The sequence below is a fragment of the Streptomyces canarius genome (assembly GCF_014650735.1).
Classification (GTDB): domain Bacteria; phylum Actinomycetota; class Actinomycetes; order Streptomycetales; family Streptomycetaceae; genus Streptomyces; species Streptomyces olivaceoviridis.
In genome coordinates this window covers 256,286-270,972 of record NZ_BMVN01000009.1, presented here as the reverse complement: position 1 = coordinate 270,972, position 14,687 = coordinate 256,286, and the positions used below count along the sequence as shown (strand labels likewise).

At 74.2% G+C, this 14,687-nt stretch carries 14 protein-coding genes; 6 read left to right on the top strand and 8 right to left on the bottom strand.

Features of this window, described 5'->3' with window-relative positions:
- Positions 1 to 80: 80 nt before the first annotated feature.
- Positions 81 to 695 carry a LysE/ArgO family amino acid transporter gene (locus IE294_RS16395; RefSeq protein ID WP_189886656.1) on the bottom strand — a complete coding sequence of 205 codons (615 nt, stop codon included), beginning with the start codon at positions 693 to 695 and terminating at the stop codon, positions 81 to 83.
- 66 nt (positions 696 to 761) lie between these two features.
- Here IE294_RS16395 and IE294_RS16390 point away from each other — a divergent pair, with 66 nt between their 5' ends.
- Together IE294_RS16390 and IE294_RS16385 are read left to right on the top strand one after the other, a co-directional pair.
- Positions 762 to 1,649 (top strand): LysR family transcriptional regulator ArgP, encoded by an 888-nt coding sequence (locus IE294_RS16390; RefSeq protein ID WP_189886654.1) that lies wholly within the window; start codon positions 762 to 764, stop codon positions 1,647 to 1,649.
- 763 nt (positions 1,650 to 2,412) lie between these two features.
- Positions 2,413 to 2,664 carry a WhiB family transcriptional regulator gene (locus tag IE294_RS16385; protein WP_189886652.1) on the top strand — a complete coding sequence of 84 codons (252 nt, stop codon included), beginning with the start codon at positions 2,413 to 2,415 and terminating at the stop codon, positions 2,662 to 2,664.
- A 21-nt stretch (positions 2,665 to 2,685) separates the two neighbouring features.
- Here IE294_RS16385 and IE294_RS16380 read toward each other — a convergent pair whose 3' ends face one another.
- The 5 genes from IE294_RS16380 to IE294_RS16360 all read right to left on the bottom strand — a co-directional run bounded on the left by IE294_RS16380 (position 2,686) and on the right by IE294_RS16360 (position 8,065).
- Positions 2,686 to 3,135, bottom strand: a complete 450-nt coding sequence (locus IE294_RS16380) for a DUF6098 family protein (protein WP_189886650.1) — start codon at positions 3,133 to 3,135, stop codon at positions 2,686 to 2,688.
- Positions 3,136 to 3,292: 157 nt separating this feature from the next.
- Positions 3,293 to 5,128 (bottom strand): sensor histidine kinase, encoded by a 1,836-nt coding sequence (locus tag IE294_RS16375; RefSeq protein ID WP_189886648.1) that lies wholly within the window; start codon positions 5,126 to 5,128, stop codon positions 3,293 to 3,295.
- A complete protein-coding gene (locus IE294_RS16370; RefSeq protein WP_189816059.1) occupies positions 5,125 to 5,832 on the bottom strand; it encodes a response regulator transcription factor in 708 nt (235 codons plus the stop codon). The genes IE294_RS16375 and IE294_RS16370 overlap by 4 nt, the downstream gene beginning before the upstream one ends.
- A 20-nt stretch (positions 5,833 to 5,852) precedes the next feature.
- A complete protein-coding gene (locus IE294_RS16365) occupies positions 5,853 to 6,587 on the bottom strand; it encodes a L,D-transpeptidase family protein (RefSeq protein WP_189886646.1) in 735 nt (244 codons plus the stop codon).
- A gap of 68 nt (positions 6,588 to 6,655) precedes the next feature.
- A complete protein-coding gene (locus tag IE294_RS16360; protein WP_189886644.1) occupies positions 6,656 to 8,065 on the bottom strand; it encodes a M1 family metallopeptidase in 1,410 nt (469 codons plus the stop codon).
- Between the two features lie 166 nt (positions 8,066 to 8,231).
- Here IE294_RS16360 and IE294_RS16355 point away from each other — a divergent pair, with 166 nt between their 5' ends.
- A complete protein-coding gene (locus tag IE294_RS16355) occupies positions 8,232 to 8,579 on the top strand; it encodes a DUF488 domain-containing protein (RefSeq protein ID WP_189886642.1) in 348 nt (115 codons plus the stop codon).
- Positions 8,580 to 8,581: 2 nt separating this feature from the next.
- Here the strand turns inward: IE294_RS16355 and IE294_RS16350 are convergent, their stop codons facing one another.
- Together IE294_RS16350 and IE294_RS16345 are read right to left on the bottom strand one after the other, a co-directional pair.
- Positions 8,582 to 10,255, bottom strand: coding sequence for an FAD-binding dehydrogenase (locus tag IE294_RS16350; protein WP_189886640.1), 1,674 nt, complete (start codon positions 10,253 to 10,255; stop codon positions 8,582 to 8,584).
- A gap of 97 nt (positions 10,256 to 10,352) precedes the next feature.
- Complete coding sequence (locus IE294_RS16345) at positions 10,353 to 10,973, bottom strand: TetR/AcrR family transcriptional regulator (protein WP_189886638.1); 621 nt, start codon at positions 10,971 to 10,973, stop codon at positions 10,353 to 10,355.
- Between the two features lie 114 nt (positions 10,974 to 11,087).
- Between IE294_RS16345 and IE294_RS16340 the strand changes: the two genes are divergently transcribed.
- From IE294_RS16340 to IE294_RS16330, 3 genes are all read left to right on the top strand, one after another.
- Positions 11,088 to 11,717, top strand: a complete 630-nt coding sequence (locus IE294_RS16340) for an alpha-ketoglutarate-dependent dioxygenase AlkB (RefSeq protein WP_189886635.1) — start codon at positions 11,088 to 11,090, stop codon at positions 11,715 to 11,717.
- Between the two features lie 81 nt (positions 11,718 to 11,798).
- Complete coding sequence (locus tag IE294_RS16335) at positions 11,799 to 12,545, top strand: MBL fold metallo-hydrolase (RefSeq protein WP_189886633.1); 747 nt, start codon at positions 11,799 to 11,801, stop codon at positions 12,543 to 12,545.
- A gap of 905 nt (positions 12,546 to 13,450) precedes the next feature.
- A complete protein-coding gene (locus IE294_RS16330; protein WP_189886631.1) occupies positions 13,451 to 14,686 on the top strand; it encodes a DUF4032 domain-containing protein in 1,236 nt (411 codons plus the stop codon).
- Position 14,687: the final 1 nt, after the last annotated feature.

Below are 14,687 nucleotides of genomic sequence, written 5' to 3'. Positions count from 1 at the left end.
GTCCTGGTTGCTCGTTACATCTTTTCGCTTCGAGAGCCTAACTGTCCCAGGAACTGCTGTGCGCGCCGAACCGGTTCGTCTCAGGATCCGACGACCAGGGTCGCGCCGAGGGCCAGCATGGTGAGGGCCACCAGGCCGTCCAGGACCCGCCAGGCGCCGGGCCGGGCCAGGAACCTGCCGAGCAGCCGGGCGCCGAAGCCGAGCGCGGCGAACCAGCACAGGCTGGCGAGCGCGGCGCCGAGCCCGAACGTCCAGCGCAGCGGGCCCCGGTCGGCGGCCAGGGAGCCCAGCAGGAACACGGTGTCCAGGTAGACGTGCGGGTTCAGCCAGGTCATCGCCAGGCAGGTGAGCACGGCCCGGCGGCGCGAGCCGGCCGCGTCGCCCTCCGCGCGCAGTCCGGTGCCGGGTCTGAGCACCCGGCGGGCGGCGAGGGCGCCGTAGCAGAGCAGGAACACACCGCCGACGATCCCGATCGCCCGCAGCGCGCCGGGCCAGGCGACCACGACCGCGCCGACGCCGCCGACGCCGAGCGCGATGAGCGCCGCGTCGGACAGGGCGCAGATGCCGACGACGGCGAGGACGGCGTCCCGGCGCACCCCCTGCCGCAGGACGAAGGCGTTCTGGGCGCCGATGGCGACGATCAGGGAGAGGCCGGTGCCGAAGCCGGCGGCAGCGGTGGTCAGGGCGTGGTTCATGCCGTCGACGCTAGAAAAGTCCTGGTGGCAAGTACAGCTAAAGGTTTTTACGTATCATTAGCGCGTGTGATGTCAGAACTGCCTCTGGAGCAGGTGCGGACGCTGCTGGCCGTGGTGGACGAGGGCACCTTCGACGCGGCCGCCGCCGCGCTGCACGTGACGCCGTCCGCGGTCAGCCAGCGGGTCAAGGCCCTCGAACAGCGCACCGGCCGGGTGCTGCTCCAGCGCACCAAACCGGTACGGCCCACGGAGTCCGGCGCCGTGCTCGTGCGGTTCGCCCGGCAGCTCGCCCGGCTGGAGCGGGACGCCTGGGGCGAGCTGGGGCTGAACGGCACCGGGGAGCCGACGCGGGTGTCGGTCGCGGTGAACGCGGACTCGCTGGCGACCTGGTTCCTGCCGGCCCTGACCCGGGTCGCGGGCCTGTGCTACGAGCTGCACCGGGAGGACGAGGACCACACGGCGGCGCTGCTGCGCGAGGGCCTGGTGATGGCGGCGGTGACCTCCTCGGCCGACCCGGTGCCCGGCTGCACGGTCCGTCCGCTGGGCCGGATGCGCTATCTGCCGGTGGCCGCCCCCGAGTTCACCGCGGCCCACCTCGACGGGCGGCCCCTGCCGGAGGCGCTGTCCCGGGCGCCCGTCGTGGTCTTCGACCGCAAGGACGACTTCCAGGACGCCTTCGCCCGCCGGCACGGCCGCGCGTCCGCCGGCCCGTTCCGGCACCACGTGCCCACCTCGGAGGGGTTCCTGGACGCGGTCGCCGCGGGGCTCGGCTGGGGCATGGTCCCGGAGGTGCAGGCGGGCCCGCTGCTCGACCGGGGGCGGCTGGTCGTGCTCGCCCCCGGCGAGTGGATGGACGTCACGCTGTACTGGCAGCAGTGGAAGCTCGACTCGCCCGCGCTGGCGTCCCTGGCCGAGGCGGTGACGACGACAGCATCGGAAACGCTGCGCGGCTGACCCTCGAAGCGCCGTCCCGCTCCGCTGCGAGAGCCCGGCGGGGCCGAGGCGCCGTCCGGCCGCGCCGCTCCCCCGCCGAAGCCCGACGGAACCGGGGCACTGTCCCGCCATGCTGCTCCGCCGGCGGAGTCCGGCGGGGCCGAGGGGCGTGCCGCCGGGCCACTCATCGGTGCTGGAGGCCGGCAAGGCCGGGGCGCTGTGGCCCTGTCCCGGTCCGGGGCCCAAACCCGGCCAGGCCGAGACGCCGTACCGCTCCCCCGTCGAACCCCGCGAGGCGACATGCCGTGCCGTCGTGACGCATCGGCGCTGACGGCCCGGCGGGGCCGGGCGCCGTGTCGCAGGCCGCTTCCGCGGTGCGGTCCGGCGCGGGTCGAAGCCGAGCTCCGGGCCCTCACGGGCTCCTCGCCCGGCGGCCCGTCACCTCGTCGGCGGCGGACGGTTCCTGGCGGAGTGGCGGAGCCCCCTCGGTGTCGGGCCGGGCGGTCTGCCGGTTCGAACTCCTCGCCGGGGGTGGCCGGTCGGGTGGTCCGGTGTTCTCCGGGCCCCGCTGCCCGGCCTGTTGACCGTGTCCGGACCCGTCAAACCGGCGCCGCCCGGGGAGATCGCCGCGCGCTCCTCACCCGATCTCCGCCTCTTGTGCCGTTTCATGCCCTCCCGACCGGTCACCCGAGACCGGAGAACGCGTGCGGAACGCCTCCACGACCCCTCGGCGCCGCATGCGACAGGGCACGGACGACTTCGATCCCGAACCAGGAGATTTCCGATGGACAACTGGCGCGAACAAGCCGCGTGCCGTCACGAGGACCCGGACCTGTTCTTCCCGATCGGCACCACCGGACCCGCGCAGGTGCAGGCACAGCAGGCCAAGGCGGTGTGCGGGCGCTGCCCGGTGCGGGAGCAGTGCCTGGACTGGGCGCTGGACACGGGCCAGAGCATCGGGATCTGGGGCGGTACGACGGAGCTGGAACGCCGGGCTCTGCGGCGCCGCGCCCGCTCCCGGCAGCGCTCCGGCTGACCGGGGGCCCGGCGGGGGGGCTCAGCGGCCACCGCGCCGCAGGGTCCCCCACTCCCGCTCCTGCCGGGCCACCTCGTCCCGGGCCGCGTCGATCACCTCGTCGGCGATCCAGCACAGCGGCTCGACGTCGGCCACGAGCGGCTCGTTGTCGGGGCCCCGGCCCGTCTCCCGGCCCCGCAGGACCCAGGGGCGCACGCCGGGGCCCTTGTCGTGCGGCAGGTGCGCGTAGTCGTAGAGGCGGCGCGCCACCCACAGCTCCACCGACCGGTCCTCCCACCAGTTCTGCACGTCGAGCGGGTTGGCGGACAGCCCCGGCATGGGGACGCCGGTCAGTTCGTCGGTGCTGGAGACGTCGTCGAGGTCGGTGCCCGGTCCCTTGGACCAGCGCACGTACAGACCCTGGTGCCGTTGCACCAGGCGGGCCACTTCGGCCAGCGTGGACATGACCGGAAGGTCGTCCGGTCCGCTCATGGCATGGCCTCCCTCTGCCCCGCTGTGCTGCGCTCGCGCGACCGGGGTACCCCCGGCGCGGGCCGGAAATCGGATTCCGCCGCTCCGCTCTCCGGCCCCGCATGCGCCGCTCTCAGGCCCCGTGTGCTCCGCCCTGAGGGCCCCGCATGCGCCGCTCTCAGGGCTCGTCGCCGGGCGGTGGCGCGGCCGGGAGCCGCAGCGTGAACACCGTTCCCACGCCCGGCTCGCTCGCGACCCCGGCCGTGCCGCCGTGGGCGGCCACCAGGTGGCGGACGATCGGCAGGCCGAGCCCGCTGCCCCCGGTGCGGCGGCTGCGGGACTTCTCCGCGCGCCAGAACCGCTCGAAGACGTGCGGCAGGTCCTCGGGTGTGATGCCCGAGCCGGTGTCGGCGACGGTGAACACGGCCTCGTCGCCGTCCCGGCGGGCGGAGAGCGTGACGGTGCCGTCGGCGGGGGTGTGCCGCAGCGCGTTGGAGACCAGGTTCCCGAGGACCTGCCGCATCCGCACCGGGTCGGCCTCCAGCCAGGCGGCGGTGTCGGCCTCGGTGCGCAGGGCGACCCCGGCGGCGTCGGCGGCGACGCGGTGGGCGGCGGCGACCTGGTCGAGCAGGTCGCCCGCCCGCAGCGGCTCCCGGTGCAGGCGCAGGGTGCCGGCGTCGGCCGCGGCGAGGTCCTGGAGGTCGTCGATGATCCGCTGGAGGACGAGCGCCTCCTCGTGCAGCGAGTCGAGCAGCGCCGGGTCGGGCTCGACCACGCCGTCCCGGACGACCTCAAGCCAGCCCCGGATGTTGGTGAGCGGACTGCGCAGCTCGTGCGCGATGTCGCTGACCATGGCCTTGCGCTGCGCCTCCAGGCGGGCACGGCGCTCGGCCAGGTCGTTGAAGGCCTCGGCGAGGATGCCGGTCTCGTCCCGGGTGGTCACGGGCACGCGCACGTGCAGTTCGGGCGGCTGCTGCGCGGCGAGCGTGAGCGCGCGCAGCGGCCGTACCAGCCGGACGGCGACGACGGCGGTCACGGCGACGGTGACGGCGAGGACCAGACCGGCCACGCCGACCACCTTGGCCTTGTTGGCCGGTGACATGTCGAAGCGGGCCGGGTTCTGGTCGCCGATGCCGAGGAACAGCTCGGCCACCGGGGCGACGTAGGGCTGGAGCTGGGTGCGGCGGGCGGTCTGGACACAGCGCCGGGCGGTCCGCGTGGCCTCATCGGTGCCGAGCTTGGGCAACTTGGCGACCAGGAATCCGCCCCCGATGGAGTCCTTGCCGCGAGGGTCGAAGGTGAAGAACAGCCGTCCGTCGAGGTTCAGTCCGTTCTTGCGCAAGCAGGGCCGGACCAGGTCGGACAGGGCGTCCAGGGCCTTGTGCTCGGTCGCGGTGGGGGTGTTGAGCCGGCCGTCCAGGCACACGTCGGCGCCGTAGGCGAAGGGATCGGCGCCGTCCGCGACGGTGACCACCGGCCGCCCGCTCTCGGTCCGTTCGACGGTGGCCTGGAGGCCGTGGCGTTCGTAGCAGTGTTCGCGTCGCTCGGCCAGCGAGTCCAGTGTGACGCGTTCCGCGGCCGGCAGCCGGTAGGGGCCCACCACGCGCGGGTCCACGCCGCTGAGCTGGGCGCCGGTCTCGGTGTAGGTGTCGGTGCGCAGCGGGTCGACGGTGGCGGCGGCCCGGGGCGGCAGCGGGGTGCCGCGGGGCGCGGAGTCGGCGACCGGGGTGCGGTCGGCGGTGGTGAGGGCGATCCGGCGTCCGGTGCGGGCGGCCAGTTCCCGCAGGGTGGGACGGACCCCCGCCCAGTCGGAGTGGGTGGCGGCGTAGCCGCTGAGCTGGGCGAGGATGCGGTTGTCGGCGGCGAGGTCCTGCCCCTGCTCCTCCTTCAGGGCGCTGGTGGTGGTGGTCACGGCGAGCCAGGCGGTGGCCGCCACGGAGCAGACGGCGATCAGCGCGGAGACGAACAGCAGCCGGACGACCAGCCGTTTGCGCACCGGGATCCGGCGCCTCACCGCCGGGTGCCGCTCAGCTTGTAGCCGACGCCGAACACGGTCAGCAGCCGCACCGGCCGCCGCGGGTCGGCCTCGATCTTGCGGCGCAGGTTCATGATGTGCACGTCGACGGCCCGCTCGGTGGAGGCCCGGTCGAAGCCCCGGGTGCAGTGCAGCAGTTGCCGCCGGGTGAACACCCGCTCCGGCTCGCCCGCCATGGCCAGCAGGATCTGGAACTCGGCCGGTGTGCACTCCACCGGCGCGCCGTCGCAGCGCACCTCGTGCCGTACCGGGTCGACGCTGATCCCGGCGGCCCGGACGACCGGGTCCTCGTCCCGGGCGCCGACGCCCCGCCCGCTGCGCCTGAGGACCGTACGGATGCGGGCCATCAGCTCGCGCGGGCTGTACGGCTTGGTCAGGTAGTCGTCGGCGCCGATGTCGAGGCCGAGCAGGACGTCGTCCTCGGCGGAGCGGGCGGTGAGCATGACGACCGGTATGTCCGGCCGCTCCGGGCCGGCGCGCAGCGCCCGGCACACGCCGAAGCCGTCGAGGACCGGCAGCATCAGGTCCAGGACGACGAGGTCGGGCCGCAGCCGGCGGGCGGCGTCGAGCGCCGCCGCGCCGTCGTGCACGACCGTGGCGGTGTGACCCTCGGCCAGCAGGGAGCGGCGGAGCAGTTCGGCCTGTTTCTCGTCGTCCTCGGCGACCAGTACATGTGCGCACACGAATGCGGATCCTAAGCGGCTCAGTGCGCGAGCCAGTCGGCGTGTCCCATGACGACGACCGGGTGCCGGTCGGGGTCGAGGGTGCGCAGGAGGTCCTTCATGTGCGCCTTGGCGACGCTGACGCAGCCATGGGTGGGTCCGCCGTGGTCGACGTGCAGCCACACTCCCCCACCGCGTTCCGGGCCGAGGGGCCGGGTCCAGTCCAGGGGCGAGGTACCGGGCTCGCGGTTGTAGTCGATGGCGATGACGTAGTCGAAGGAGCCCTCCAGGGGCTCGCCCTTGAAGCCGGTGCCGGGCGAGTGGAAGCCGCTGGAGTGGTGGTACGGGAGCTTGCCGCCCGGGTCCGGGAGCAGCCCGCCGGCGTCGGAGAGGGTGTAGACGCCGAGCGGGGAGCGGAGGTCGCCGAGCATGTGGTGGGCGCTCCAGCCGTGCAGCGCGTTGTGGGCGGGCCAGGCGGCTCCGGCCTGCCAGCCGGCGGGGGTGCGCTGGTGCAGGACGACGGTGCAGAGCGGGGAGTTCTCGCCGCGCCCGGTGACGACGACGGCCTGGGTGCAGCGCGCGGGTATCGCCGCGGTCCGCTCGGGCCCGAGGCCGGGTATGCCGCGCGGGGCCGACGGGCTGGGGGTGCCGGGGGTGGGTGCCGGTGCCGGACGGCGGGCCGGGGTCCGGGCTTCGGTCGCCTCGGCTCCGCCGCCGCAGCCGGTGAGCAGCAGCGGGGAGGCGAGGAGAGCGACAGCGGTTCTGCGTCGGATCATGAGTCGATCTTGACCGGCAGTTGTTTGGAACCGGTCAGCGTTGGGAAAGCAGGCGAACTGGCCGGATTTCAGGGGTGGTTCGGCTTGCCCGACGTGTACAGCCAGGTGTGGAACAGCCCGCCCAGCCGCTTGCCCGACGTCGCCTCGGCGAGCCTGACGAACTGTGCCGTGGTCCCGTGTCCGCCGCGGTGCCCGGTCGCCCAGGCGCGCAGGATCCGGAAGAAGTCCCGGTCGCCGACGGTCCGGCGCAGTTCGTGCAGGGCCATGGCGCCGCGGGCGTAGACGGGGGTGCCGAAGATGTTCCCGCCGCTGCCCGGGTCGCCGGGCGGGTAGGCCCACAGCTCGTCGCTCGCGGGGCGGGCGTAGAGGGAGTCGAACGCCTGCTGGGCGCTCCGGCCGCCGTGCTGCTCGGCGTAGAGCCACTCGGCGTAGGTGGCGAAGCCCTCGTTGAGCCAGATGTCCTTCCAGGCGGTGAGGGTGACGGAGTCGCCGAACCACTGGTGGGCGCTCTCGTGGACGAGGGTGTCGAGGTCGGGTGCGGAGTCGTAGACCGGCCGGGTCTGGGTCTCCAGGGCGTAGCCGACGTCCGGGGCGTGGTCGACGATGGCTCCGGCGGCCCGGAACGGGTAGGGCCCGAACAGCTTGCTCTCCCACTCCAGCACGGAGGGCAGCTTCTTCAGCACGGGCGCCGCGGCGCGGGCCTCGCGGGCGTCCACGGCGTTGTACACCTGGATGCCGTCGCGGGTGGTGTACCGCTCGACCTGGAACTTGCCTATGGTGGCGGTCGCCAGGTAGGCGGCCATGGGCTGGGTCTCGCGCCAGCGGAAGGTCGTCCTCCCGCCGGCGGTGCGCTGTCCGAGCAGGACGCCGTTGGCGACGGCGGCGCGCCCCTCGGGCACGGTGATGGTGAAGTCGTACGACGCCTTGTCCTTGGGGTGGGCATTGGCCGGGAACCACGTCATCGCGCCCTGCGGCTCGCCGGCGACGAACGCGCCGTCGTCGGTGGGGATCCAGCCGTCCGCCGAGCCGTCGGGGTCGGTGACCGGCTCGGGGGTGCCGTGGTAGGCGACCGTGACACGGAACTCCTGCCCGGCGCGCAGGGCGTGGCGCGGGGTGACGACGAGTTCCTGGCCGTCGCGCCGGAAGGCCGCCTTCGTGCGGTCGACGGTGACGGCGGTGACCTTCAGGCCGGTGAGGTCGAGGTCGAAGCGGGTGAGCCGCTGGGTGGCGCGGGCGGTGAGCACGGCGGTGGCGTCCAGGCGGCGGGCCGAGGTGTCGTAAGCCAGCGTCAGGTCGTAGTGGCGGACGTCGTAGCCGCCGTTGCCGCTGAGCGGGAAGTACGGGTCGCCCGCGCCGGGTGCTCCGGTGGTGCCCGGGGCCGTGGGTCCGGCGGCGCCGAGGAGGGCGGCCACGGCGACGGGGACGGTGGCGAGGACGGCGGTACGGCGGCGGGCGGGCTGTCTGCGGGACGGCGTCACATGTGCTCCTCGGAAGTGGCCGATGATCGACTGGCCGTCAGACTAGGCGCCGTGCGGGTCCGGTTTCCCCCTTGTTCGGGTCAAGACGTGCCGCGTCGCCGCCGGGTGGGCGCGGGCCGGCGCAGTAGGCTCGCACAACCGTCCACGACCCGAGAGGGGCCCGACCGTGAGCGTGCGTGTGCGCCGGATCTACGAACCGCCCGAGCCCGACGACGGCCTGCGGGTCCTGGTCGACCGGCTGTGGCCGCGCGGCCTCGCCAAGGACGCGGCGCACGTGGACGAGTGGCCGAAGGAACTGACCCCGTCGAGCGAGCTGCGCACGTGGTACCACGGCGGGGGCTCCTACGAGGAGTTCAGGAGCCGCTACGAGCAGGAGCTGGAAGCCCCCCGGGCCGCCGAACTGCTGGACGGCCTCAGGGAGTCGGCCCGCACGGGCACGGTGACCCTCCTCACGGCGTCCAGGAAGACCGAGGAGAGCCACGCGCACGTCCTCGCGGAGCTGGTGCAGGGCTGAGGTCAGCCGGTGTGCCGGGCCGCGTGCCGGCCCGCCGCGCGACCGGAGAAGAGGCAGCCGCCGAGGAAGGTGCCCTCCAGGGCGTTGTAGCCGTGGACACCGCCACCGCCGAAGCCGGCGACCTCGCCGGCCGCGTACAGCCCCTCGACCGGTGTGCCGTCGGTGCCGAGCGCCCGGGAGTCCAGGTCGGTCTGGATGCCGCCGAGGGCCTTGCGGGTCAGCACGTGCAGCCGGACCGCGATGAGGGGGCCCGCGGCCGGGTCGAGGAGGCGGTGGGGGGCGGCGACGCGGGCGAGGCGGTCGCCGATGTAGCGGCGGGCGTTGCGGATGCCCTGGACCTGGGCGTCCTTGCTGTAGGGGTGGGCGATCTGGAGGTCGCGGGCCTCGATCTGGCGGCGCACCACGGCCGCGTCCAGCAGCGGCTCGCCGGTCAGGGCGTTCATCTTCCCGACGAGCTGCTCCAGGTTCCCGGCGGTGACGAAGTCGGCGCCGTGTTCGAGGAAGGCCCGCACCGGTGGGGGGGCGCCCTTGCCGAGCAGCCGGTCGCGCAGCACGGCCTTGCGGTCCTTGGCGGTGACGTCGGGGTTCTGCTCGGAGCCGGAGAGCGCGAACTCCTTCTCGATGATCTTCCGGGTGAGGATGAACCAGGAGTGGTCGTACCCGGCGATGTCCTCGGTGGTGCGCAGGTACCTGAGGGTGCTGAGGGTGTCGTAGCCGGGCAGGCAGGGGTCGGGCAGCCGGCGGCCGAGGGCGTCGAGCCACAGGGAGGACGGGCCGGGCAGAAGGCGTATGCCGTGGCCGGGCCAGATCGGGTCCCAGTTGCGCAGTCCCTCGGTGTAGTGCCACATGCGGTCGCGGTTCACGAGCCGTACGCCGGCCTCGGCGCTGATGTCGAGCATGCGGCCGTCGACGTAGGCGGGGACGCCGGTGACCATCTCGGCGGGGGGTGTGCCGAGCCGCTCGGGCCAGTGGCGGCGGACGATGTCGTGGTCGGCGCCGATGCCGCCGGTGGTGAGGACCACGGCCTGAGCGGTGAGTTCGAAGTCGCCGGCGCGGTCGCGGCTGGAGGCGACGCCGCGCGGGGAGTCGTCGGGGGCGAGGACGGTCCCGCGCACACCGCGTGCCGTGCCCGCCTCGACGACCAGTTCGTCCACCCGGTGGCGGTGGTGGAAGGTCAGCAGCCCCTCCCGGGCGGCCTGCCGGGCGTACCGCACGAAGGGCTCGACCACGCCGGTGCCGCTGCCCCAGGCGATGTGGAAGCGGGGTACGGAGTTGCCGTGTCCGTCCGCCCGCAGGTCACCGCGCTCGGCCCAGCCCACCGTGGGCAGCAGCTCGATGCCGTGCCCCTGGAGCCAGGACCGCTTCTCGCCGGCCGCGAACTCGACGTAGGCGCGGGCCCAGCGCACCGCCCAGGAGTCCTCGTCGGCGAGCCGGTCGAACCGCGCGCTGCCCTGCCAGTCGTTCCAGGCGAGGGCCAAGGAGTCCTTGACGCCGAGGCGGCGCTGCTCGGGCGAGTCGACGAGGAAGAGCCCGCCGAAGGCCCAGAACGCCTGGCCGCCGAGGTTGGCGGCGTTCTCCTGGTCGACCAGGGCCACCCGGCGGCCCCGGCTGGTGAGTTCGTGAGCCGCGACCAGGCCGGCGAGACCCGCTCCGACGACGATGACGTCCGCGTCCATGACGACTGTGTCCTTCCTGACGGTGCTCGGTACGGTGTTCGGTGCCGGCCCGTGCCGGTGCGCGCGCGCTCGTACGACGGTGCCGTTCCGGCTGTGCTCATGCGGCGGGGGTGCGGCTGCCGTCCGTGAGCAGCGCGGTGAGCAGCTGTTTCAGCCAGGCCCGGGCGGCCTCGACGTCCCGGTCCAGCAGCAGCTGGGTGGTGACCCCGTCGTACGCGGCGACCACGGCGTGCGCGGCGCCCTCGGCGTCGCCGAGCGCGGCGGGCAGTGCGGTGTGGCCCCGGGCCCGGGAGAGCCGGTCGGCGATGGCCCGCCGCAGCCGAGCGCGGTGGCCGAGGAGGGCCCGGGCGACGGCCGGGTTCCGGGCGGCGTGCACCAGGAAGTCGGTCTTCACCAGCAGCCAGTCGACGTCGAGCAGCAGTACCTCGGTGACCCGGTCCACGGAGGCGGGCACGTCGAGGTCGGGCCCGTCCTGGGCGAGCGCGTCGGCCACCTGGGCGGCGATGAGGTCGGCGCGCTCCTGGTAGAGGGCGAAGAACAGCTCGTCCAGGGTGGCGAAGTTCGAGTAGAAGGCGCCCCGGCTGAACCCGGCCGCCTCGCAGACCTCCTCGATGGAGACGCGCCCGTAGCCCTTGGCCGCGAACACCGCGAACGCGGCGTCGAGCAGCCGGGCACGGGTGCGGACCCGGCGCCGGGTGACGCGTCCGGCCGTCTCCATGGCTGCCTCCTCCATCGGATACGCGAATGTATCGGATACACCGATGTATCGAAACCTTCTGCGCACCCACCGATCAAATGGAACGGATTTTCGATTAAGGAGTACGCTGGACCCATGTCCACGCACCTCCAGGGCTCCCTGTTCGACCAGACCGACGAGCTGAGGCTCGGCCCGCTCGACGGGCTGCGCCGGACCGAACTGGGCTCGGGCGCCTGGATCGACGTCCTGCCGGGCTGGCTGAGCGGCGCCGACGCCCTGTTCGAACACCTGGCGGCCGAGGTCCCCTGGCGGGCCGAGCAGCGCAAGATGTACGACAACGTGGTGGCCGTGCCGCGCCTGCTCGCCTTCTACCGGGCCGAGGACCCGCTGCCCCACCCGGTCCTCGACGAGGCCCGCACCGCCCTGTCCCGGCACTACGCCGGCGAACTGGGCGAGCCGTTCACCACCGCCGGGCTGTGCTACTACCGCGACGGCCGGGACAGCGTCGCCTGGCACGGCGACCGGATCGGCCGGGGCTCCCGGGAGGACACGATGGTCGCGATCCTCTCCGTCGGCGAGCCCCGCGACCTGCTGCTGCGGCCGGCCGGCGGGGGCGGTACGGCGGTCCGGCGCCCGCTCGGCCACGGCGACCTCATCGTGATGGGCGGCTCCTGCCAGCGCACCTGGGAGCACTGCGTCCCCAAGACCAGCCGGGCCACGGGACCGCGCATCAGCGTCCAGTTCCGCCCGCACGGTGTGCACTGACGACGGGGCCCGCTCGCGCGGGACGAGCCCCCGTCTGGTTGGCTGTCCCCGACGATCCGCCGCTGAGGGCTCGGAGAGATCATGCGGGCAGAAGTAAGACAAGTCGCCGACGGCACCTACCTGGTGCACGGCCACAACACCAACTGGGTGATCCTGAAGGACGGCGACGCCGTCACGCTGGTGGACACCGGATATCCCGGGGACCGGACCGGGCTGCTGGAGTCCCTCGCGGAGGTGGGGAGTTCACCGGACGCGGTCGCCGCCGTCCTCATCACCCACGCGCACAACGACCACCTGGGCTCGGCCGAGTACCTGCGCGCCGCCCACGGCACCCCGGTCTACCTCCACCCGGCTGAGGTCCCGCACGCCCGGCGCGACTTCCTCCAGCAGGCGACCATCGCCGACGTGGTGCGCAACGCCTGGCGGCCCGGCGTGCTGCCCTGGGCGGTGCACGTGATCCGCGTGGGCGGCACCGAGCAGCACCCCGTCACGTCCCCCGAGCCGTTCCCCACCGAGGGGGCGCTCGACCTGCCGGGGCGGCCGGTCCCGGTGCACACCCCCGGCCACACGGACGGCCACTGCGTCTACCACCTGCCTGACGCCGGCATCGTGATCTCCGGGGACGCCCTGGTCAGCGGGCACGCCATCTCCCGGCTCAAGGGCCCGCAGCTGCTGCCCGACTTCTTCCACCACGACCGCGCCCGGACACTGGCCTCGCTGGACGTGGTCGGCGCGCTCGACGGCGACACCCTGCTGCCCGGCCACGGACCGCTCCACCACGGTTCGGTACGGGCCGCGGCCGAACAGGCCCGGGAACGGGCGTCGTAGACGAACGAGCCACGCGCAGGGACCGGTCCGCCCGGAGGGACCGGTCCGCCTGAAGCACGGGTTCTCCCGAAGCGCGCCGAACCTCCCGGAGGGACCGGACCGGGCGGAGGGACCGGACCGGGCGGAGAAACCGAGCCGCCCGGAGGGACCGGACCCGGCCGAAGCCTGCCTGGCCTCCCAGAAGGACCGGGCCGCCCGAAGCATGGCTGGCTCCCGCAAGGGCCGGACCGCCCGACGCGCGCCTGACCTCCCGCAGGGGCCGGCCGCCTGGCGCACAGATCCGCCCGTCACGCGCCGAGCCTCTCCGAGGGCCCCGACCGCCTGGAGCGCCGGACCGCGGAGGGGCCGAGCCGCCCGGAGCGCGGACCGCCGGAGGGACCGGACCCGCCCAACACCTGCCTGGCCGCCCAGAAAGACCGGACCGCCCGACGCGTGGGGCTCCCCCAGGCGCCGGGTCGCCCGGAGCAGCGGACCCGCCCGAAGCCTGCCTGGCCTCCCAGAAGGACCGGGCCGCCCGAAGCATGGCTGGCTCCCGCAGGAGGCCGGGCCACCAGCAGCACGCCTGACCTCCCACAGGGCCAGGCCACCTGGCGCACGGGGCCACCCGTAACGCGCCGAGCCTCCCGGAGGGCCCCGACCGCCCTGGAGCGCGGACCGCGGAGGGACCGAGCCGCCCGGAGCGCGGACCGCGGAGGGACCGAGCCGCCCGGAGCCTGCCCGACCGCCCAGAATGATCGGGCGCCGCCCGACGCGTGGGGCTCCCGCAGGCGCCGGGCCGCCCGCAGCACGCCCGGCCTCCCACAGGCGCCGGGCCGCCTGGTGCACAGGTCCGCCCGGAGCCCGCCGAGCCTCCCGGAGGGGACCGGCCTCCTCGGACCGGGGTGCGGGGCCTTAGGGTTCGTGCCATGGCCTTGCAGATCAGCGCCACGAACCCGGAGCACCCCGCGCTCCTGCTCGCGCTCCCCTGGGACACCCCGCTGGAGGAGTGGCCCGAGGAGTACCTCGTGCCGCTCCCCCGCGGCATCTCCCGGCACGTGGTGCGCTACGCCCACGCCGGCGACGAGGTGATCGCCGTCAAGGAACTGGCCGAACGGCCCGCGCTGCGCGAGTACGAGCTCCTGCGCGACCTGGACCGGCTCGGCATCCCCGCCGTCGACCCGCTCGCCGTGGTCACCGGCCGCACCGACCCCGCCGGCGCCCCGCTGGAGCCGGTGCTCGTCACCCGGCACCTGCGCGGCTCGATGCCGTACCGGTCGATGTTCGAGACGACCATGCGCCCGGCGACCATGCACCGGCTCATGGACGCCCTCGCCGTGCTGCTGGTCCGCCTCCACCTGGCGGGGTTCGCCTGGGGCGACTGCTCGCTGTCCAACACCCTGTTCCGGCGGGACGCGGGCGCCTACGCGGCCTATCTGGTCGACGCCGAGACCGGCGACCTGCACCCCCGGCTCAGCCCCGGACAACGCGACTACGACCTGGACCTGGCCCGCGTGAACATCAGCGGGGAACTGCTGGACCTGGAGGCGTCCGGCGCGCTGCACCCGTCCGTCGACCCGGTCGAGTTCGGCCACGAGATCTGCACCCGCTACCACGGCCTGTGGCAGGAGCTGACCCGCACCTCGGTCTACCCGGCGGGCAAGTACCACTACATCGAGCGCCGGATCCGCCGCCTGAACGACCTCGGCTTCGACGTCGCCGAGATGCAGATCGAGCACTCCTCCAACGGCGACACCGTCACCTTCGTGCCCAAGGTCGTCGACGCCGGGCACCACCAGCGGCAGCTGCTCCGGCTGACCGGTCTGGACGCCGAGGAGAACCAGGCCCGGCGGCTGCTGAACGACCTGGAGAGCTGGATGGCCACCCAGGACGACTACGCGCCCGGCGATCCCCTCGCCGCCCGCCCGGAGGTGCTCGCCCACCGCTGGGTGCGGGACGTGTTCCGGCCGACGGTGCGGGCGGTGCCGCCGGAGCTGCGCGGCTCCATGGACCCCGCCGAGATCTACCACGAGCTCCTCGAACACCGCTGGTACCTGTCCGAGCGCGCGCAGCACGACATAGGTCTCGACACCGCCGTCAAGGACTACATCGACAACGTCCTGCCCAAGGCCCGGGCCGGCCTGGAGACGGCCGACCCGGAGTAGG

Bases quoted from the DNA above. Each gene is read 5' to 3' on its own strand.
- IE294_RS16340 (WP_189886635.1), top strand. From the start codon at position 11,088: ATGTCCACGCACCTCCAGGGCTCCCTGTTCGACCAGACCGACGAGCTG.
- IE294_RS16345 (WP_189886638.1), bottom strand. From the start codon at position 10,973: ATGGAGACGGCCGGACGCGTCACCCGGCGCCGGGTCCGCACCCGTGCC.
- IE294_RS16380 (WP_189886650.1), bottom strand. From the start codon at position 3,135: ATGAGCGGACCGGACGACCTTCCGGTCATGTCCACGCTGGCCGAAGTG.
- IE294_RS16395 (WP_189886656.1), bottom strand. From the start codon at position 695: ATGAACCACGCCCTGACCACCGCTGCCGCCGGCTTCGGCACCGGCCTC.
- IE294_RS16350 (WP_189886640.1), bottom strand. From the start codon at position 10,255: ATGGACGCGGACGTCATCGTCGTCGGAGCGGGTCTCGCCGGCCTGGTC.
- IE294_RS16330 (WP_189886631.1), top strand. From the start codon at position 13,451: ATGGCCTTGCAGATCAGCGCCACGAACCCGGAGCACCCCGCGCTCCTG.
- IE294_RS16365 (WP_189886646.1), bottom strand. From the start codon at position 6,587: ATGATCCGACGCAGAACCGCTGTCGCTCTCCTCGCCTCCCCGCTGCTG.
- IE294_RS16335 (WP_189886633.1), top strand. From the start codon at position 11,799: ATGCGGGCAGAAGTAAGACAAGTCGCCGACGGCACCTACCTGGTGCAC.
- IE294_RS16385 (WP_189886652.1), top strand. From the start codon at position 2,413: ATGGACAACTGGCGCGAACAAGCCGCGTGCCGTCACGAGGACCCGGAC.